At 74.5% G+C, this 16,083-nt stretch carries 13 protein-coding genes and 1 riboswitch; of the genes, 4 read left to right on the forward strand and 9 right to left on the reverse strand.

Annotated features, from left to right (window positions below):
- Nucleotides 1-11 precede the first annotated feature (11 nt).
- Together ACZ3IJ_RS17520 and ACZ3IJ_RS17525 are read right to left on the reverse strand one after the other, a co-directional pair.
- Nucleotides 12-587, reverse strand: coding sequence for a GNAT family N-acetyltransferase (locus tag ACZ3IJ_RS17520; RefSeq protein ID WP_467469038.1), 576 nt, complete (start codon nt 585-587; stop codon nt 12-14).
- Nucleotides 574-2,700, reverse strand: coding sequence for a penicillin acylase family protein (locus ACZ3IJ_RS17525; protein ID WP_467469041.1), 2,127 nt, complete (start codon nt 2,698-2,700; stop codon nt 574-576). The genes ACZ3IJ_RS17520 and ACZ3IJ_RS17525 overlap by 14 nt, the downstream gene beginning before the upstream one ends.
- Before the next feature lie 79 nt (nt 2,701-2,779).
- Between ACZ3IJ_RS17525 and ACZ3IJ_RS17530 the strand changes: the two genes are divergently transcribed.
- From ACZ3IJ_RS17530 to ACZ3IJ_RS17540, 3 genes are all read left to right on the forward strand, one after another.
- Complete coding sequence (locus ACZ3IJ_RS17530) at nt 2,780-3,505, forward strand: siderophore-interacting protein (protein ID WP_467469043.1); 726 nt, start codon at nt 2,780-2,782, stop codon at nt 3,503-3,505.
- Between the two features lie 300 nt (nt 3,506-3,805).
- Entirely contained in the window at nt 3,806-4,792 is a 987-nt protein-coding gene (locus ACZ3IJ_RS17535; protein WP_467469045.1) for an SCO1860 family LAETG-anchored protein, read from the forward strand.
- 195 nt (nt 4,793-4,987) lie between these two features.
- On the forward strand, nt 4,988-5,425 hold the full coding sequence (locus ACZ3IJ_RS17540) for an SRPBCC family protein (protein ID WP_467469047.1): 438 nt from the start codon (nt 4,988-4,990) through the stop codon (nt 5,423-5,425).
- Nucleotides 5,426-5,466: 41 nt separating this feature from the next.
- Here the strand turns inward: ACZ3IJ_RS17540 and cobC are convergent, their stop codons facing one another.
- Together cobC and ACZ3IJ_RS17550 are read right to left on the reverse strand one after the other, a co-directional pair.
- Entirely contained in the window at nt 5,467-7,014 is a 1,548-nt protein-coding gene (cobC, locus tag ACZ3IJ_RS17545) for an Rv2231c family pyridoxal phosphate-dependent protein CobC (RefSeq protein ID WP_467469048.1), read from the reverse strand.
- Nucleotides 7,011-8,207: a bifunctional cobalt-precorrin-7 (C(5))-methyltransferase/cobalt-precorrin-6B (C(15))-methyltransferase gene (locus ACZ3IJ_RS17550; RefSeq protein WP_467469049.1), complete on the reverse strand. Its 1,197-nt coding sequence runs from the start codon at nt 8,205-8,207 to the stop codon at nt 7,011-7,013. The genes cobC and ACZ3IJ_RS17550 overlap by 4 nt, the downstream gene beginning before the upstream one ends.
- 68 nt (nt 8,208-8,275) lie before the next feature.
- Between ACZ3IJ_RS17550 and ACZ3IJ_RS17555 the strand changes: the two genes are divergently transcribed.
- The gene (locus ACZ3IJ_RS17555) at nt 8,276-9,055 is read left to right on the forward strand and encodes a ZIP family metal transporter (protein WP_467469050.1); all 780 of its coding nucleotides are present in this window, start codon (nt 8,276-8,278) and stop codon (nt 9,053-9,055) included.
- Between the two features lie 2 nt (nt 9,056-9,057).
- Here ACZ3IJ_RS17555 and ACZ3IJ_RS17560 read toward each other — a convergent pair whose 3' ends face one another.
- The 5 genes from ACZ3IJ_RS17560 to ACZ3IJ_RS17580 all read right to left on the reverse strand — a co-directional run bounded on the left by ACZ3IJ_RS17560 (nt 9,058) and on the right by ACZ3IJ_RS17580 (nt 15,712).
- Nucleotides 9,058-10,458, reverse strand: coding sequence for a cobyrinate a,c-diamide synthase (locus ACZ3IJ_RS17560; protein ID WP_467469052.1), 1,401 nt, complete (start codon nt 10,456-10,458; stop codon nt 9,058-9,060).
- On the reverse strand, nt 10,452-11,060 hold the full coding sequence (gene cobO, locus ACZ3IJ_RS17565; RefSeq protein ID WP_391798058.1) for a cob(I)yrinic acid a,c-diamide adenosyltransferase: 609 nt from the start codon (nt 11,058-11,060) through the stop codon (nt 10,452-10,454). The genes ACZ3IJ_RS17560 and cobO overlap by 7 nt, the downstream gene beginning before the upstream one ends.
- The gene (locus ACZ3IJ_RS17570) at nt 11,060-13,099 is read right to left on the reverse strand and encodes a putative cobaltochelatase (protein ID WP_467469055.1); all 2,040 of its coding nucleotides are present in this window, start codon (nt 13,097-13,099) and stop codon (nt 11,060-11,062) included. The genes cobO and ACZ3IJ_RS17570 overlap by 1 nt, the downstream gene beginning before the upstream one ends.
- A gap of 145 nt (nt 13,100-13,244) precedes the next feature.
- Complete coding sequence (locus tag ACZ3IJ_RS17575) at nt 13,245-14,753, reverse strand: cobyric acid synthase (RefSeq protein WP_467469057.1); 1,509 nt, start codon at nt 14,751-14,753, stop codon at nt 13,245-13,247.
- The gene (locus tag ACZ3IJ_RS17580) at nt 14,750-15,712 is read right to left on the reverse strand and encodes a cobalamin biosynthesis protein (RefSeq protein WP_467469059.1); all 963 of its coding nucleotides are present in this window, start codon (nt 15,710-15,712) and stop codon (nt 14,750-14,752) included. Before ACZ3IJ_RS17580 ends, ACZ3IJ_RS17575 begins: the two co-directional genes overlap by 4 nt.
- A 32-nt stretch (nt 15,713-15,744) precedes the next feature.
- Nucleotides 15,745-15,866: riboswitch (cobalamin riboswitch) on the reverse strand.
- Nucleotides 15,867-16,083 lie beyond the last annotated feature (217 nt).

Genomic DNA, 16,083 nt, shown 5'->3' on the forward strand with positions numbered 1-16,083 from the left:
CCCGCGACGCGTCAGCGGTTCAGGAACGCGAGGCGCGCCTTCTTGGCCGGGATGAAGACCTCCGGGAGGTCAACCTCCGGCAGCACGACCTCGGGTCCGAGCTCGAACCCGGCCCGCACCAGCCGGGCGAGCGCCTTCTCGTTGTCGGCGTCCGGCTCCGCCACGGCGCGCGTCCGGTCGTTCAGCGCGAACGCGTTCAGCGCGACGAACAGCCGGGCGGAGAAGCCCGGTTCGGGGGTGGCGGCCGGCGCGATCAGGATGTGCACACCGATGTCGCCCGGCTGCACCTCGTAGCACTCGCTCACGCGGTCGGCCGCGGGCTCGTACGTCTGGAAGAGCGCCACCGGCTCGCCGTCACGCCGCACGAGGAAGCCGTGGTGCGTGCTGAGCGAGTCCAGGTGCGCGTAGATCTCCCGTACCTGCTCGACGGTGGTTCCGCCCATGCCCCAGAACCGGGCGCGGTCCTCGTTGACCCAGCCGTGGATGAGTTCGGCGTCGCGATCGGGGTCGACGGGGTCGATCCGTACGGTGCCGAAGCCCTCGACGGTCTGCAGGTGGACCGGCTGTCTGGAGTCAGTGGTCGTCACGGGGGTGCTCCTTGGTGAGGTGGTTCCAGTCGGTGGTGACGGGGGCGAGGTCGCCCCGCAGCCACAGCGGGAGTTGGTCGCGGTGGTGGGGGTCGCCGGTGACGCCGGAGGCGCCGAACGGCACGACCCAGAGGCTCCGCTCACGGTCGGCGAGGTCCCAGACGTAGCGGGCGGCGGACGCGCGGGCGCTGCGGTCGGTGAACCCGGGCACGCTCGACGTGGACAGCACGCAGTCGTGGTCCCCGCCCAGTCCGGGCCAGATCGCGTCGTCCTCCTCGGGAAGGGCCGCCCACGGGGCGAGCCGGTGCGTGGCGCCCCACGCGGGCGGCTCGTCCCCGGCGGCGACCTCCTCCAGGGCCTCCCGCACGATGCCGGCGGTGTCGGCGGCCGGAACGGGTCCTGTGACGAGCAGCGTCTCCAGCGCGAACGCGACGCGGGGCCCGAGCGCCAGCCAGGGCTGGAAGACGGCGGGGTGCGCGGCGGGCTCGCGCAGCGCCGCGAAGGCCTGATGACCGGCGACCCGCCGCACGACCGCCCCGCGCACGGCGGCGTACAGACCGGCGTCGGCGCTCTCCGCCTCCATTCGCCGGTCCCAGGCGAGCAGCCGCGCCCGGACGGCGCGGGCGCCGGGGGAGAGGCCGTCCTCGCCCTCCGCCCGGACCAGGTCCAGGAGCCGTGCCGCCGAGGGGTTGTCGGTGTCGGTGTGGACGGCGGTCATGCCCTCGGGCGTCCAGGCCGTCGAGGCGGCGAGCAGCGCGTCGATCCGGGCCGCCCGGTGCGGGGGAGAGAACTCCACGCCCAAGGGGGCGGCGATGCCCCGCGCGTTGGCCATGACGGCGTGCCCGTCGACCTCCGCGCGGGGGGTGGCCACGGCCTCGCCCTTCCAGGCGTGGGCGGCGTCCCAGGCGGGCACCACCCGCAGGGAGTTGGCCCGGTCGCGGACGGGGACGAACCCCGCGACCCGGTGCAGCAGGCCGCCGTCCACGTCGGCGGCCTGGACGACGTTGACCGGCTCGGCCCAGCCGTCGACGGCACGGTCCACGTCCGCGACGCTCCGGGCGGCGAGCAGCTCGGGCAGGACGGCGAAGCCCAGCTCGGCGGTCACGCGCGGCGGGTAGCGCAGGCTGATCGCCTCCCAGGAGGAGTCGTCGCCGTAAGGGGCATCCGCACCCGTCGGCTCTGCGCCCGTCCCGCCGGTCCCGCCGTCCGCGCCGATGATCACCGGCCCGCGCTCGGTCTCCACGACCTCGATCACGACCGGCTCCCCGCCCGCCACCTCGACCGTCTCGCGGTGCGCGGACGCCCGGCACCAGCCGTCCGGGCCCAGGGCCTCCACCCCGCCGTCGGCGGTCCGCCGCAGCCGCTCGCGGTACAGGTCCTGGTAGTCGGCCATCGCGTTGGTGATCGCCCACGCGACCCGGCCCGTGTGCCCGAAGTGGGCGAGACCCGGGACGCCGGGGACCGCGAGGCCGAGCACGTCGTACTCCGGGCAGGAGAGGCGGATCTGCTGATAGACCCCGGGCGCCTCGATGAAGCGGTGCGGGTCGCCGGCCACGATCGCCGCCCCGCTCGCCGTCCGGGCACCGGAGACCACCCAGCCGTTCGACCCGGACGTGCCGGGACCGTCCGTGGCGAACAGTTCGGTCCACTCCTCGCCGAGCCGGCGCGCGACCTCCTCCCGCCACAGCTTGGTGGGGAACCCCGCGAAGAGGATGTGCGTGGAGAGCCAGACCGCCAGCGGCGTCCACGGCTCCCAGCGCCCGGGCGCGAGCCCCACCCGGGTGAACTGGGGCGCCCTCGCGGCGCCTTCTCGCAGGCCGTCGTTGACGCCGTCCACGTACGACCGCACCCATCGTGCCGTCTCCGGGTCCAGCGCCTCGAAGCAGCGGCGCGCGGTGTCGGCGAGCGCGGCCTGCCGTACGAAGGTGTCCCAGCCGGTCTCGCCCGCGCCGAGGAACGCGGCGGACGTGCCCTGTGCGCGGTGCCGTTCGACCTCCAGCTGCCAGGCGCGGTCCACCGCCGTCACCCGCCCCTGCGCGAAGACGAGTTCGATCGGATCGGCGGCCCGCAGATGCGGTACGCCCCAATCGTCCCGGTAGACCTCGATGCTCACTCCGACTCCGATCCCGTCCGACGGTGATTAGGTTAGGCTGACCTAAATTAATCTACGCTACGCAGGGGAGACGATCGCGGTGGGGCAAGGGCATGGCTGGGAAGGCGTCGTCCTCAAACTGTTCCGTGGCCGGGACTTCACGTTCACGGTGACGGGGGCCGAGCAGGTCACCGAGCACTACCGCCGGGTCCACCTGACGGACGGCGGACTCCTCGCCGCCGCCGGTGTGCACCCGACGATGTGGGTGCGGCTCTGGTTCGAGAACGCGGGCAAGCCGCACCAGCGCGCCTACACCCTCGTCGACCCCGACCCGGCCGCCGGGACCTTCAGTCTGGAGTTCGCCCTCCACGACGGTGCCGCGAGCGACTGGGCCCGCACCTGCGCTCCCGGCGACACCATCGAGGCCACCCTCCAGGGCACCGGCTTCACCGCCCCCGAGCCCCGGCCCGGCCGCATGCTCGTGATCGGCGACCCGGCCTCGACGCCCGCCATCAACTCCCTCCTCGACTCGGCGCCCGACGTGCCGGCCACGCTCTGGTTCGAGACCTCCCACGACGCCGACGAGGAGCTTCCGCTGCGCGTCGACGCGGCCCGGCACGACGTCCGCCGGGTGCCCCGGCAGGGCGGCGGCGCGGCGCTCGTCGAGCAGGTGCGCAAGGAGCTCCCGGAGCTGCTCGGGGACGACCCGTACGTCTGGATCGCCTGCGACACCGCGACCACCCGCACCCTCGCCGCGTACGTCCGCAAGGAGCTCGCGCTCCCCAAGGACCGCATCCACTCGCTGGGCTACTGGCGCGCCACCTGAGCGGGCCGCGCCGCTGCGTCGGGTTGACCGTCCGTTACCCCTGACCGGCGTGGATCGTTGAATCACTTCCCGCGCGCCCCGCGTTCTTCGCAACGCGCGGGGCGCGCGGGAACGCGTGTGCCGAAAGAATCGAATATGGACGCGGAAACCCCCCTTTGGAGTGAACTCACGTCAGGTGGCTGTCGGTTCACTCTCCGTGCGTAAAGATTCCGGTGTCTCAAGTCGCCGAGGCCGCGTCGACCCCGTGTCCCCGTGGTGAGCGGCCGGCGACGCCATGTCTCCTGTGGGGGTACCACCATCTTGAACAGCGACACCTTCCGCATGCCCGTACGCCGCACCGCCGCCGCGGCGACCGCCGTCGCGCTGGCCGTCGGGCCCGTGCTTCTCCTGGCCCCCGCGGCGCACGCCACGGGCGGCGGAGAGGGGCGCGCGACCGCCGTCGTCCTGCGGACCGGTCTCGACGTCTCCTTGCTCAACAAGTCGGTCCAGGTGCCGCTGCGCACCTCCCTCAACGAGGTCAAGGCGCCGGAGAGCGAGAGCGAGACCGCGCTGACGGTGAAGGTTCAGGGCGCCGAGAACAACAAGCCGATCGACGTGCTGCGCGCCGACGTCGCCACCTCCAAGGCCACGGTGGAGAAGGACAAGGCCGAGGGGTACGTCAACCTGGTCAAGGCCCGGGTCCATGTCCCCGGGGTGCCCCTGCTCTCGCTGATCGAGGTCGAGAAGGTCACCGCCCGGGCGGTCTGCGAGACGGGCAAGCAGCCGGTCGCCGAGGCCAACGTCCTCGGGCACGTGATCGTCTTCGGCAAGAAGACCACCCTGTCGACGGCCGGACAGACCAAGGTCACCGTGCCGGGCGTCGGCGACGTGACCCTCGATCTGTCCCGTACCTCCACCACCTCGCGCACCGCCGCGGCGACCGCGCTCGAGCTGAAGGTGGCGGTGAACCCGGGGAAGCTCGGCGTCGCCGAGGTCAACGGCGTGGTGACCCTCGCGGAGGCCACCTGCGAGACGCCGAAGGGCTCGGGCCCGACGCAGGAGCCCACCGGCGACCCGACCGACAAGCCCACGGAGCAGCCGAGCGAGGAGCCCTCGCAGGAGCCCTCCGCCCAGCCCTCCGACGGCGGCGGTGTGACGACCCAGAACGACGGCGCCAACCCCGCCGACCAGAACCTCGCCGCGACGGGCGGCAGCTCGATGACCCCGTACCTGGCCGGCGGCGCGATCGTCCTGCTCGCCGGCGGCGCGGGAGCGCTCGTCCTGGCCCGTAGCCGCGCCCGCGGCTGACCGGTCCGGGGGAGCGGCGGGGAGCGGGAGGAGGGCGGCGACCATGCCGTCCTCCGTTCCGCTCCCCGCCGTCCGCTGCCGCCGGGAGTGAGCGCATCCGTGGGCACCGCTCCGGGGGAAGGGGGAGCGAAGCGGGTACGCACAGCACCCCTCGGGGGCAGCTCCCCCTCGGGGCCGACACCGGAGGCTGACGCAGTGATCACGGTCGAACGACACTTCCTCCTCTCCGTTCCTCTGGACAGCCTGGTGGCGTTTCTGGAGGACTTCGGCCGGGCGGAGGACTGGGATCCCGGCACGGTCTCCTGCGTCAGGCTCGACGAGGGACCCGTGCGCGAGGGCTCCGTCTGGCGCAACACCTCCCGATTCCGGGGGCGCCTCACCGAACTCGACTACCGGCTGGAGGCCCGCGAGCCCGGCCGTCTGGTGTTCGTCGGGACGAACAAGACCGTGACCGCGACCGACGAGATGCGCTTCGAGGCCCGGTCGGCGACGACGACCTCGATGACGTACGAGGCGTCCCTGCGGTTCAAGGGCATGGCGAGGCTGGCCACGCCGTTCCTGAGGGCGGAGTTCGAGCGCCTCGCGGACGGGGTCACCGAACGCCTGCCCACCGCCGTGACCCAGGGCACCTAGGGGGCCCCTCGCGCCCCAGGTCCTGGCTCCCGGACGAGCTGCTAGCCCTCGATCAACAGGGCCTGGTCCAGGGCCTGCAGGAATCGGTTCGTGGTGACCCGGTCCCGTACCGCGAGCCGCAGCCAGTTCCGGTCCAGGCCCGGGAACGTGTCCCCGCGCCGCGCCGCGAAGCCGAGCGCCCGCAGCCGCTCCCGTACCGCGTCCGCGCGATCGATCCGGACCAGTACGAACGGACCCTCCGCCGCCGTCACCGCCCGCACCTCGTCGAACTCCGCAAGCCCCGCCAGCAGATGGGCCCGCTCGGCCCCGATCCGCTCGGCCGCGAACTCCGCCTCCGCCAGCGCCGCCCGCGACATGCACGCCTCCGCCGCCACCAGCGCCGGGCTCGACACCGGCCAGAGCGGCTGCGCGCGTTCCAGGAGCGCGATCGTCTCCGGGTCCGCCAGGACGTAGCCGATCCGCAGCCCCGCCAGGCCCCAGGTCTTCGTGAGGCTCCGCAGCACCACGAGCCCCGGTACGTCCGTCCGCCCGGCCAGCGACTCCCGCTCGCCCGGCACCGCGTCCATGAAGGCCTCGTCCACCACCAGCGTCCGCCCCGGCCGCGCCAGAGCCGCGATCGCCGCCGCCGGATGCAGGACGGACGTCGGGTTCGTCGGATTCCCGATCACCACCAGGTCCGCGTCCTCCGGAACCGCCGCCGGATCGAGCCGGAACCCGTCCTCCTCCCGCAGCAGCACCCGGCCCACCTCGTGGCCCGCGTCGCGCAGGGCCGCCTCGGGCTCGGTGAACTGCGGATGCACCACCACCGGCCGCCGCGCCGGGAGCGCCCGCGCGAGCAGGACGAACGCCTCCGCCGCCCCGGCCGTGAGCAGCACATGGCCGGGCGGAAGATCGTGCCGCTCGGCGACGGCGGCGCGCGCGGCCCGGCCGTCCGGGTAGTGCGCCAGGCCGGTCAGACTCTCGGCGATCCGCGCCCGCAGCCACTCCGGGGGCGTGTTCGTCCGGACGTTGACCGCGAGGTCGATCAGCTTCTCGTCCCGTACCTCCGCGTCACCGTGGTGGCGCAGATCGTGGGCATCAGTGTGCGCGTGGGTATCCATGGCCGCCGTCGGGTGATGAGTGGGGGGTGTACGGGGCTCCGTCTGACCAGCGATGTACCCCTGTCTCTGGGGCAACAACCGTACGGTAGCGGCATCTTCGTTCGGACGAAGAGGGAGAGACCGGGCGATAGCGCACGTCACGCGTGCCGATTTCCTCTTCGGTACGAGGAGCGCGGCACCGGCGCCCGCCGCGAGCAGCGCCGCCGCCTCCGCCACCGACGCCGTTCCGGTCGCCGACAGCGGCGCCCGTGAGGGGTGCGGCACGGAGACGGCGGCCAGTTCCTCCGCCCCGTAGGCCCGCAGCGGCACCCCGAGCCGTCCTGCCGCGCCCGCGATCCCCGGCTCCGCCGCCCGTGCCTCCAGCGTCGCGAGCGCCGTCACGTCCGCAGCCGTGAGACCGGCCTCCCGCAGCGCCTCCAGGACCAGGCCGAGGACCTCGTCCACCGAGACGCCCGAGCGGGCGCCGACCCCCACCGTCGCCCCGCTCACCGCGTACCCCACACCAGGAACACCGGCGCCGTCGGCGCCATCGTCGAGGAGCCGCCGGGCAGCGCGAGCAGCCGCTGCGACTGCAGCAGCACGCCTTCGACCGCCAGCCCGCAGGACGCCAGCGCCGAGCGGACCGCGGCCACCTGCTCCAGGGCCGTCACCGCCACCACGACCGCGCGCCGCGCCCGCCGCCCCGCCGCCAGCACGATCGACCTCAGCTCACGCCCACCGCCGCCGACGAACACCCCGTCGGGATCGGCCAGATGGGACAGCACCGTCGGCGCCGACCCGTGCACGGCCCGTACCTCCACGCCGTGCGCGGCCGTGTTCGCCCGGATCCGCTCGACGCCGGACGCCGTCTGCTCCACGGCGACCGCCGCCGCGCCGAGCCGGGCGCACTCGATCGCCACGGCGCCGCAGCCCGTACCGATCTCCCAGACGAGATCCCCGGCCCGCGGCCCCAGCCGGGCGAGCGCCAGCGCCCGTGCCTCGTACGGCAGTACGGATCGGCCCTCGGCGCCGTCCGCCCCGAACCCGCCCTCCACGGCGGACTCCGTCGCGAACTCCCCGTCGGGCAGCGCCCATCGGCCCGGACCCGTGAGCGGGCCGGTCACCCCGGGAGCCGGCCCGTCCTGCCGTGACTCGTCCAGGCACAGGACCAGGCTCACGCCCTCCCAGCTGCGGCACATCGCCTCCGCCGGCTCCACCCGTTCGAGACGCTCACGAAAGGGATCGCCCAGCGCCGTGAACACCACCAGCGTCCTCGACGTCACCCGGTGCAGCAGCTCCGCGCCCAGTTCCGCGGGTCCCACGCCGGGGCCGGGCAGCACGGCGACCTTCGGATGCGCACGGCAGACGTTCACCGCGCGGTCGAGCGCCGAGCCCACCACCACGACCGCGTCGTCCCACGGCAGTCCCAGGCGGGCGAACGCGAGCCCGGCGGCCGTGGGCCCGGGCCGTACGTCGATCCGCTCGGGTCCGAACCGCTTCTCCAGCGTCCGCACCACTCCGAAGAACCCGGGATCCCCGAGCACCCGCACGATCACCCGCGTCCCGCCCTCGGACACGTGCTTCTCGACCAGGTCGAGTTCCGTGTCCGTCAACTCGTCGCTCCGCACGTCCACCACCAGGGCCGCCTCACCCGCCCAGGAGCCGAGGTCCGCGCCCGCACCACTGCCGATCACCGTGATCATGCGACCAGCATCCCCACGACGGCCCGGCTGATGTGCGCGGAGCGTGTCCGATCCGATAGCAAAGGCGCATGGCCGTTATCGTCGCGCTCGGCGCGTTCCTCATGACGCTGTTCGGCGGCTGGACGGCGCAGCGCGTCACCGACCGACGTCACCTGGTCCTCGGCCTGGCCGGCGGGCTCATGCTCGGCGTGGTCGGACTCGAGCTGCTGCCCGAGGCCCTGGAGGCGTCCGGGACCAAGGTCTTCGGCGTGCCGCAGGCCCTGCTCCTCTTCGTGGGCGGTTTCCTCTTCGCCCACGTCGTGGAACGGCTGCTGGCGGTCCGTCAGGCGGCGCACGGGGTCGGCGCAGATTGGGGACCAGCGCGCAGCGCTTCGGTGAGGGGTGGTGGTCGGGAGACGGGCGGGCGGGTGCCGCAGGTCGGCCTCACCGCGGCCGCCGCCATGGTCGTCCACAGCCTCATGGACGGCATCGCGCTGGGCGCCGCCTTCCAGGTCGGCGGAGGCATGGGCGCCACCGTCGCGCTCGCCGTCATCACCCACGACTTCGCCGACGGGTTCAACACGTACACGATCACCAGCCTGTACGGGAACGCCCGTCGCAAGGCGGTCCTCATGCTGGTCGCGGACGCGCTCGCGCCGATCGTCGGCGCCGCGTCCACCCTGCTGTTCACCCTTCCGGAGGAAATGCTCGGCAGCTATCTCGGGTTCTTCGGCGGCGCCCTGCTCTACCTCGCCGCGGCCGAGATCCTGCCCGAGGCACACCACGAACACCCCGCCCGCTCCACCCTGTTGTGCACGGTGGCGGGCGTGGGCTTCATCTGGCTCGTGGTGGGCCTGTCCGACGGCTGATCTCACGCCACCGGCCCGTTCGCGCAGCGCTCGACGAACCGCACGGCCGCCTCCGGGGCCCCCGCCCAGTGGGTGTGCACATAACTCGCGTGCACCCCCCGCTGCACGAACCCCTCGACCCGCCGCTCGGGCTGACGCAGCCCCCATGCGGGGTTCGCCCCGGCGCCCGGTTCGATCACGGTCCGGTGGAACTCGTGACCCCGCATCCGCGCCCCGGCGGCGGCGAGCGAACTGTCGCTCACGGCCACGGCGTCCCGGTACCCGAGCGTGAGCCGCTCCGACATCCGCGCGTCGGCGTCGAGCACCCCGCACATCGGCGTCCCGTCGAGCGAACGGGCGAGGTACAGCAGCCCCGCGCACTCGGCGGCGACGGGCGCCCCGGAGGCGGCCAGTTCGGCCACGGCCTTCCGCAGGGGCGCGTTGGCGGACAGCTCTGCCCCGTACATCTCGGGAAAGCCGCCGCCTATGACGAGCCCGGACGTCCCGGCCGGAAGCTCCTCGTCCCGAAGGGGATCGAAGGTCACGACCTCCGCGCCGGCGGCGGTCAGCAACTCGGCATGCTCGGCGTACGAGAACGTGAAGGCGGCCCCGCCGGCGACGGCGACCACCGGCCTGCCGGGCATGCGCCGCACGGGTGCGGCGGTGGGCACGACCCCACCACCGGCCCGCATCCGAACGGCGTCCTCGGGATCCCAGGCCTCTCCGGGCATCGGCGGCGCCGACCGTGCCAGCGCCAGCAGTCCCTCCAGGTCACACCCCAGCCGCACCTGCTCCGCCTGCGCCGCGACCGCGTCCACCGCCTGCGTCTGCCGCTCGGCGACCGGCACGAGACCCAGGTGCCGCGACGGCGTCGCCACCGCCGGCGCCCGCCGCAGGACGCCCAGCACCGGCACGCCCGACTCCCCGAGCGCCTCCCGCAGCAGATGCTCGTGCCGGTCCGTGGCGACCTTGTTCAGGATGACCCCGCCGATCCGCACCTCCGGATCCCACGAGGCGAACCCGTGCACCAGCGCCGCCACCGACCGGGACTGCGACGAGGCGTCCACGACGAGGACGACCGGTGCCTTCAGCACCTTCGCGACCTGTGCCGTCGACGCCAGCTCACCCTGGTCCGCGGCGCCGTCGTACAGACCCATGACGCCCTCGACGACCGCCAGGTCGCTGCCGCGCGCCCCGTGTTCGAAGAGCGGCGCGACCAGGCCCGTACCGCACATGTACGCGTCGAGGTTGCGGCCCGGACGGCCCGTGGCGAGCGCGTGGTACCCCGGGTCGATGTAGTCGGGACCGACCTTGTGCGGCGAGACCGCGAGACCACGGCCCGCGAACGCGGCCATCAGACCGGTCGCGACCGTGGTCTTGCCCGCGCCGGAGGACGGCGCGGCGATGACGAGACGTGCTACCACTCGATGCCCCGCTGGCCCTTCTGACCCGCGTCCATCGGGTGCTTCACCTTCGACATGTCCGTCACGAGATCCGCGAAGTCCACGAGCGCCTGCGGGGCGTTGCGGCCGGTGATCACGACATGCTGCTGCCCGGGCCGGTCGCGCAGGACCTCGACGACCTCCTCGACGTCGATCCAGCCCCAGTGCAGCAGGTACGCGAACTCGTCGAGGACGTAGAACCTGTACTTCTCCTCGGCGAGGTCGCGCTTGACCTGCTCCCAGCCCTCGCGGGCCTTGTCCTCGTGCGACTGCTCGCCCTCGGCGACCTCGCGCTGGATCCAGGACCAGCCCTCGCCCATCTTGTTCCAGACGACCGTGCCGCCCTTGCCGGTCTCGCCGAGCGCCTTGAGGGCGTTCTCCTCGCCGACCTTCCACTTGGCGGACTTGACGAACTGGAACACCCCGATCGGCCAGCCCTGGTTCCAGGCGCGCAGCGCCATGCCGAAGGCGGCCGTCGACTTCCCCTTGCCGACCCCGGTGTGGACCATCACCAGCGCGCGGTTGCGGCGCTGACGGGTCGTGAGACCGTCGTCGGGAACGACGGTCGGCTGTCCCTGCGGCATTAAGCGGCCCTCCTCGTTGCGTGCTCTGCCTGTACGTTCCTGACGAGCCCGGCGATCGAGTCGGCGCGCAGCTCGTCCAGGGTGACGGCCGTGCCGCCCAGTTCGCGGGCGAGGTCCCCGGCGAGCCCCAGCCGCACGGGACCGGTCTCGCAGTCCACGACGACGGCCGCCGTGCCCTCGGAGGCGTGCAGCCGCGCCGCCCGCGCGGCGAGCGCCACCGGGTCGGCGCCGCCGCCGGTCGCCCGGCCGTCGGTCACGACGACGAGCAGGGGCCGGCGCGAGGGATCGCGCAGCCGCTCGACGCGCAGCACGTCATGGGCCTTCAGCAGCCCCGCCGACAGCGGCGTTCGGCCGCCCGTGGGGAGCAGTTCGAGCCGCGCCGCGGCCGCGTCCACGGACGAGGTCGGCGGCAGGGCGACCTCGGCGTCGCGGCCCCGGAACGTGACCAGCCCGACCTTGTCGCGCCGCTGGTAGGCGTCGAGCAGCAGGGAGAGCACCGCGCCCTTCACCGCGCTCATCCGCTGCCGGGCCGCCATCGACCCGGACGCGTCCACCGCGAAGAGCACGAGGTTGCCCTCGCGGCCCTCGCGCGTCGCCTGCCGCAGGTCGTCCCGCCGGACCACGAGCCCGGGGCCCGTCCTCCCGCGCGCCTTCTGGTGCGGAGCGGCGGCGTGCACGGTCGCGGCCAGGTGCAGCTTGGTCAGCGCGCCCCGGGGCCGAACGGCGCCCGTGGTCCTGCCGTGCTCGGTACGGGCGCGGGAGCGGCGCCCGGCCGCCCCCTCGCCGAGTCCGGGCACGCTGAGCATCCTCGTACGGAACGGCTCGGCCGCCTTGACGGCGGCCCGCTCACCGGCGCCGCCGCCCCCGCCCTGCGCGGGCGCCGGGGTCTCGTCCGCGCCCGCGTCGCGGGGGGCACCCTCCTCGGGCCCTTCGCCCTGCGGCGGCACACCGCCACCGGGGCCACCGCCGGGTCCGCCGCCGGGACCGGGGTCCGGGTCGTCGTCGCCCCCGTTCTCGCCCTCGTCCTCGCCCTTGAACTGCTCCAGCGTCTCGTCGAGCCTGTCCTCGTCGAGCCCCGGCGCGTCGAAGGGGTTCCGCCGCCTGCGGTGCGGGAGGGCGAGCAGCGCGGCCTGCCGTACGTCCTCGGAGGTCACCTCCGTCCGGCCCGCCCACGCGGCGAGCGCGGTCGCGGTCCGTGCCATGACGATGTCCGCGCGCATGCCGTCCACCTCGAACGCGGCGCAGGTCGCGGCGATCTGGAGCAGGGCGGCGTCGCCGAGCACCACGTCGGGCAGCAGTGCGCGGGCGGCGACGATCCGCTCCCGCAGGGCGCTCTCCTCGCCGGCCCAGCGGGCGGCGAAGGCGGCCGGGTCGTCGTCGTACGCCAGCCGGCGCCGGACGACCTCCACGCGCTGCTCGGGCTCGCGGGAGGCCGCGACCTCGACGGTCAGCCCGAACCGGTCCAGCAACTGCGGGCGCAGTTCGCCCTCTTCGGGGTTCATCGTGCCGACGAGCAGGAACCGGGCCGCGTGCCGTACGGAGACGCCTTCGCGCTCGACGTACGAGGAGCCCATGGCGGCGGCGTCGAGGAGGAGGTCGATCAGGTGGTCGTGAAGGAGGTTGACCTCGTCGACGTAGAGGATCCCGCGGTGCGCGTCCGCGAGGAGTCCGGGCTCGAAGGCCTTCACGCCCTCGGAGAGGGCCCGTTCGATGTCCAGCGCGCCGACGAGCCGGTCCTCGGAGGCGCCGACGGGCAGTTCGACCATCCGCGCGGGGCGCGCGGCGGGCGGGGCGGTCTCGTGCGGCCCGTCGGGGCAGCCGGGGTCGGCCGCGCCGGGGTCGCAGCTGAACCGGCACCCCGCGACCACCGGAACCTCCGGCAGCAGGTCGGCGAGTGCCCGGACGGCGGTCGACTTGGCGGTCCCCTTCTCGCCGCGCACGAGGACACCGCCCACGGCCGGGCTGACGGCGTTCAGCAGCAACGCCAGCCGCAGGTCGTCCATGCCGACGACGGCGGTGAACGGGTACCGGGTGCTCATCGGGTGGTCCTCTCTTCGCGTGCGGTTTCCGGACGGGGGTGCGGCGGCGCGGCCGGCGCGAGCGGCACCGGCGCGAGCGGCATCGGCGCGAGTGGCACCGGCGCGAGTGACATCGGCACGAGTCGCACCGGCGTGGGCAGGGGCGTCACGGCGCGCCCGGCGGAACGAACGGCAGCCCCGCCGGAGCCCCGTCCTCGATCAGACGCAGCAGCGCGTCGGTGTCCGCGTGTTCCTCGATCAGGTCGCCCAGGCGGTCCAACTGCTCCTCGCGCAGCATCCCGAAGGAGGTGTCGGGAGCCGCTACGAAGCGCCGGCCGGCCGCCGCGGCGACCTCCCGCAGGAAGGCCCGGCGGAAGCCGTCGCTCTCCAGGGAACCGTGCCAGTGCGTGCCCCACACCGCGCCGACCCGGCAGCCGTCGAGGAACGGATCGCCGCCCAGGACGTCCGCGACGCCGTGGTGGATCTCGTACCCCTCGACCCGCTCGCCGAGTGCCTCGCCGACCGGCCGGGCCAGTGTCTTCCCGGCCGCGAACCGGACCCGCACGGGCAGCAGGCCGAGCCCGTCGACGGTGCCCGCCCTGGACTCGACCTCGTCCTCGATCCGCTCGCCGAGCACCTGGAAGCCGCCGCAGATGCCGAGCACCGGCCGGCCTTCCGCGGCCCGCCGTGCGAGCGCGTCCGCGAGACCGCGCTCGCGCAGCCACGCCAGCGCCTTCACCGTCCCCCGGGTGCCCGGCACGATCACCAGGTCCGCGTCGACGAGCTCCTCGGCCCGGTCCACGAACCGCACGACCACGCCCGGTTCGGCCGCCAGCGCGTCCACGTCGGTGAAGTTCGACATCAGGGGCACCGCGCAGACGGCGACCCGCAGCACGTCCTCGCCGACCGGCGGCGCGACGACCGACTCGCGGACGGCGCCGCGCAGCGAGACCCGCAGCCCGTCCTCCTCGTCGATGCCGAGCCCGTGCGCGTAGGGCAGGACACCGTACGTACGGCGCCCGGTCAGTCCGAGCAGCATGTCGAGGCCCGGCTCCAGCAGGGTCACGTCACCGCGGAACTTGTTCACGAGGTAGCCCGCGATCAGCTCCTGGTCCTCGGGCGCGAGCAGCGCAGTCGTGCCGAAGAACTGGGCGAACACCCCGCCCCTGTCGATGTCCCCGACCACGAGGACGGGCAGCCGCGCGGCCCGCGCGATGCCCATGTTCACGATGTCCGTGCGCCGCAGGTTGATCTCGGCCGGACTGCCCGCCCCCTCGCAGATCACGGCGTCATACGTGCCCCGCAGCTCCTCCAGGCACGCCATCACCGGCTCGAAGAGCTCCTTCTGCCGGCCTCCGTGATAGCCCCGGGCGCTCAGCTCGCCCACCGGCCTGCCCATCAGGACGACCTGGCTGGAGCGGTCGCTGCCCGGCTTCAGGAGCACCGGGTTCATCAGCGCGGTCGGCTCCACGCGCGCGGCCTGCGCCTGCATCGCCTGGGCCCGGCCGATCTCCGCGCCCTCCCGGGTCACGAAGGAGTTCAGGGACATGTTCTGGCCCTTGAACGGGGCCACCTTCACGCCCTGCCGGACCAGCCAGCGGCAGATGCCCGCCGTGACGACGCTCTTGCCCGCGTCGGACGTGGTCCCGGCGACCAGCAGCCCCCCGCCTCTCATGCCTTCCTCCGGTTCAGCGCGCCCGCCACGATCCGCCCGCCCACACAGGCGGCGAGGGTCAGCCCCGTCACCCGGCGCGACAGCCGTACCGCCCGTTCGATGTCCCCGACCTCCACGGCCCGTCCCTCCCCGTTCAGTACGGGCCGGTGCTCGACCCGCCCTCCGTACGACAGCGTCCCGCCGAGCCGTACGCCGAGCGCCCCCGCGAACGAGGCCTCCACCGGGCCGGCGTTGGGGCTCGGGTGCTTCGCCGCGTCCGCCCGCCAGGCGCGCAGCGCACCTCGCGGGTTCCCCCCGGCCACCGTCGCGAGCGCCGCGGTCAGCCGGGCGCCCGGCCAGCCGGCCACGTCGTCGAGCCGGGCCGAGGCCCAGCCGAAGCGCCGGTACCGCGCCGACCGGTGGCCGACCATCGCGTCCAGCGTGTTCACCGCGCGGAAGCCGACCAGGCCCGGAACGCCCGCGACCGCGCCCCAGACCAGCGCGCCGACCACGGCGTCGGAGGTGTTCTCGGCGACGGACTCCACGACCGCGCGGGCCATCGCCGGGCCGTCCAGGGAGTGCGGGTCTCGGCCGCACAGACGGGGCAGCCGTTCACGCGCCACGTCCAGGTCTCCGGCGGCGAGGGCACCGCCGATCGCGCGGGCCTCCCGGCCCAGGGTCGTCCCGCCGACGACGGCCCACACGGAGGCGGCGGTCAGCGCGACGGAGGCCGCGGGACGGTGGCGTACGGTACGGGCGGCCAGCGCGGCGGCGCCCGCGGCGCCGGCGACGCAGACGGCGGTGTGCAGCGCTCCCCACCCGCGGTGGTCGCGCCACAGCAGCTTCTCGACCGCGCCGGCGGCACGTCCGAAGGCGGCGACCGGATGGCCGCGGCGGGGGTCGCCGACGATCACGTCCGCGGCCAGACCGGCGGCGGCGCCGTACGCGAATACACCTGTGGCTGCACTGCGGCCGGGCATGGCGCTGTGTCCTCACTCAGGGTCCGCGCCCTGGCTCGACGTGACCGGCGGCGAGAGTTCCTGGCTCCCGGGGATCGACTCCCCGGTCACAGTGGCGGGACCGCGCCGGATTCGCACCGGGCTTCCTCTGCTTGCCGCCGTAATGGCCCCGGAAGTCCACCACGCTCCCCGAACACCCGTCAACTCATGCTTGACCTGCGGCGGGACAGTGTGCGGAGCACCACACGCCCCCTCCGTCGCGCGGGAAACGACGGCCGGGGGGGGGGGCCCCCCCCCGGGGGGCCCCCCCGCGGGGGGGGGGGGGGCCGCGGGGGCCCCCCCCCCCGCGGGGCCCCCCCCCCCCCGGGGGCGCCCGCCCCCCCCCCCCCCGG

It is taken from the genome of Streptomyces sp. NPDC013317 (assembly GCF_055563155.1).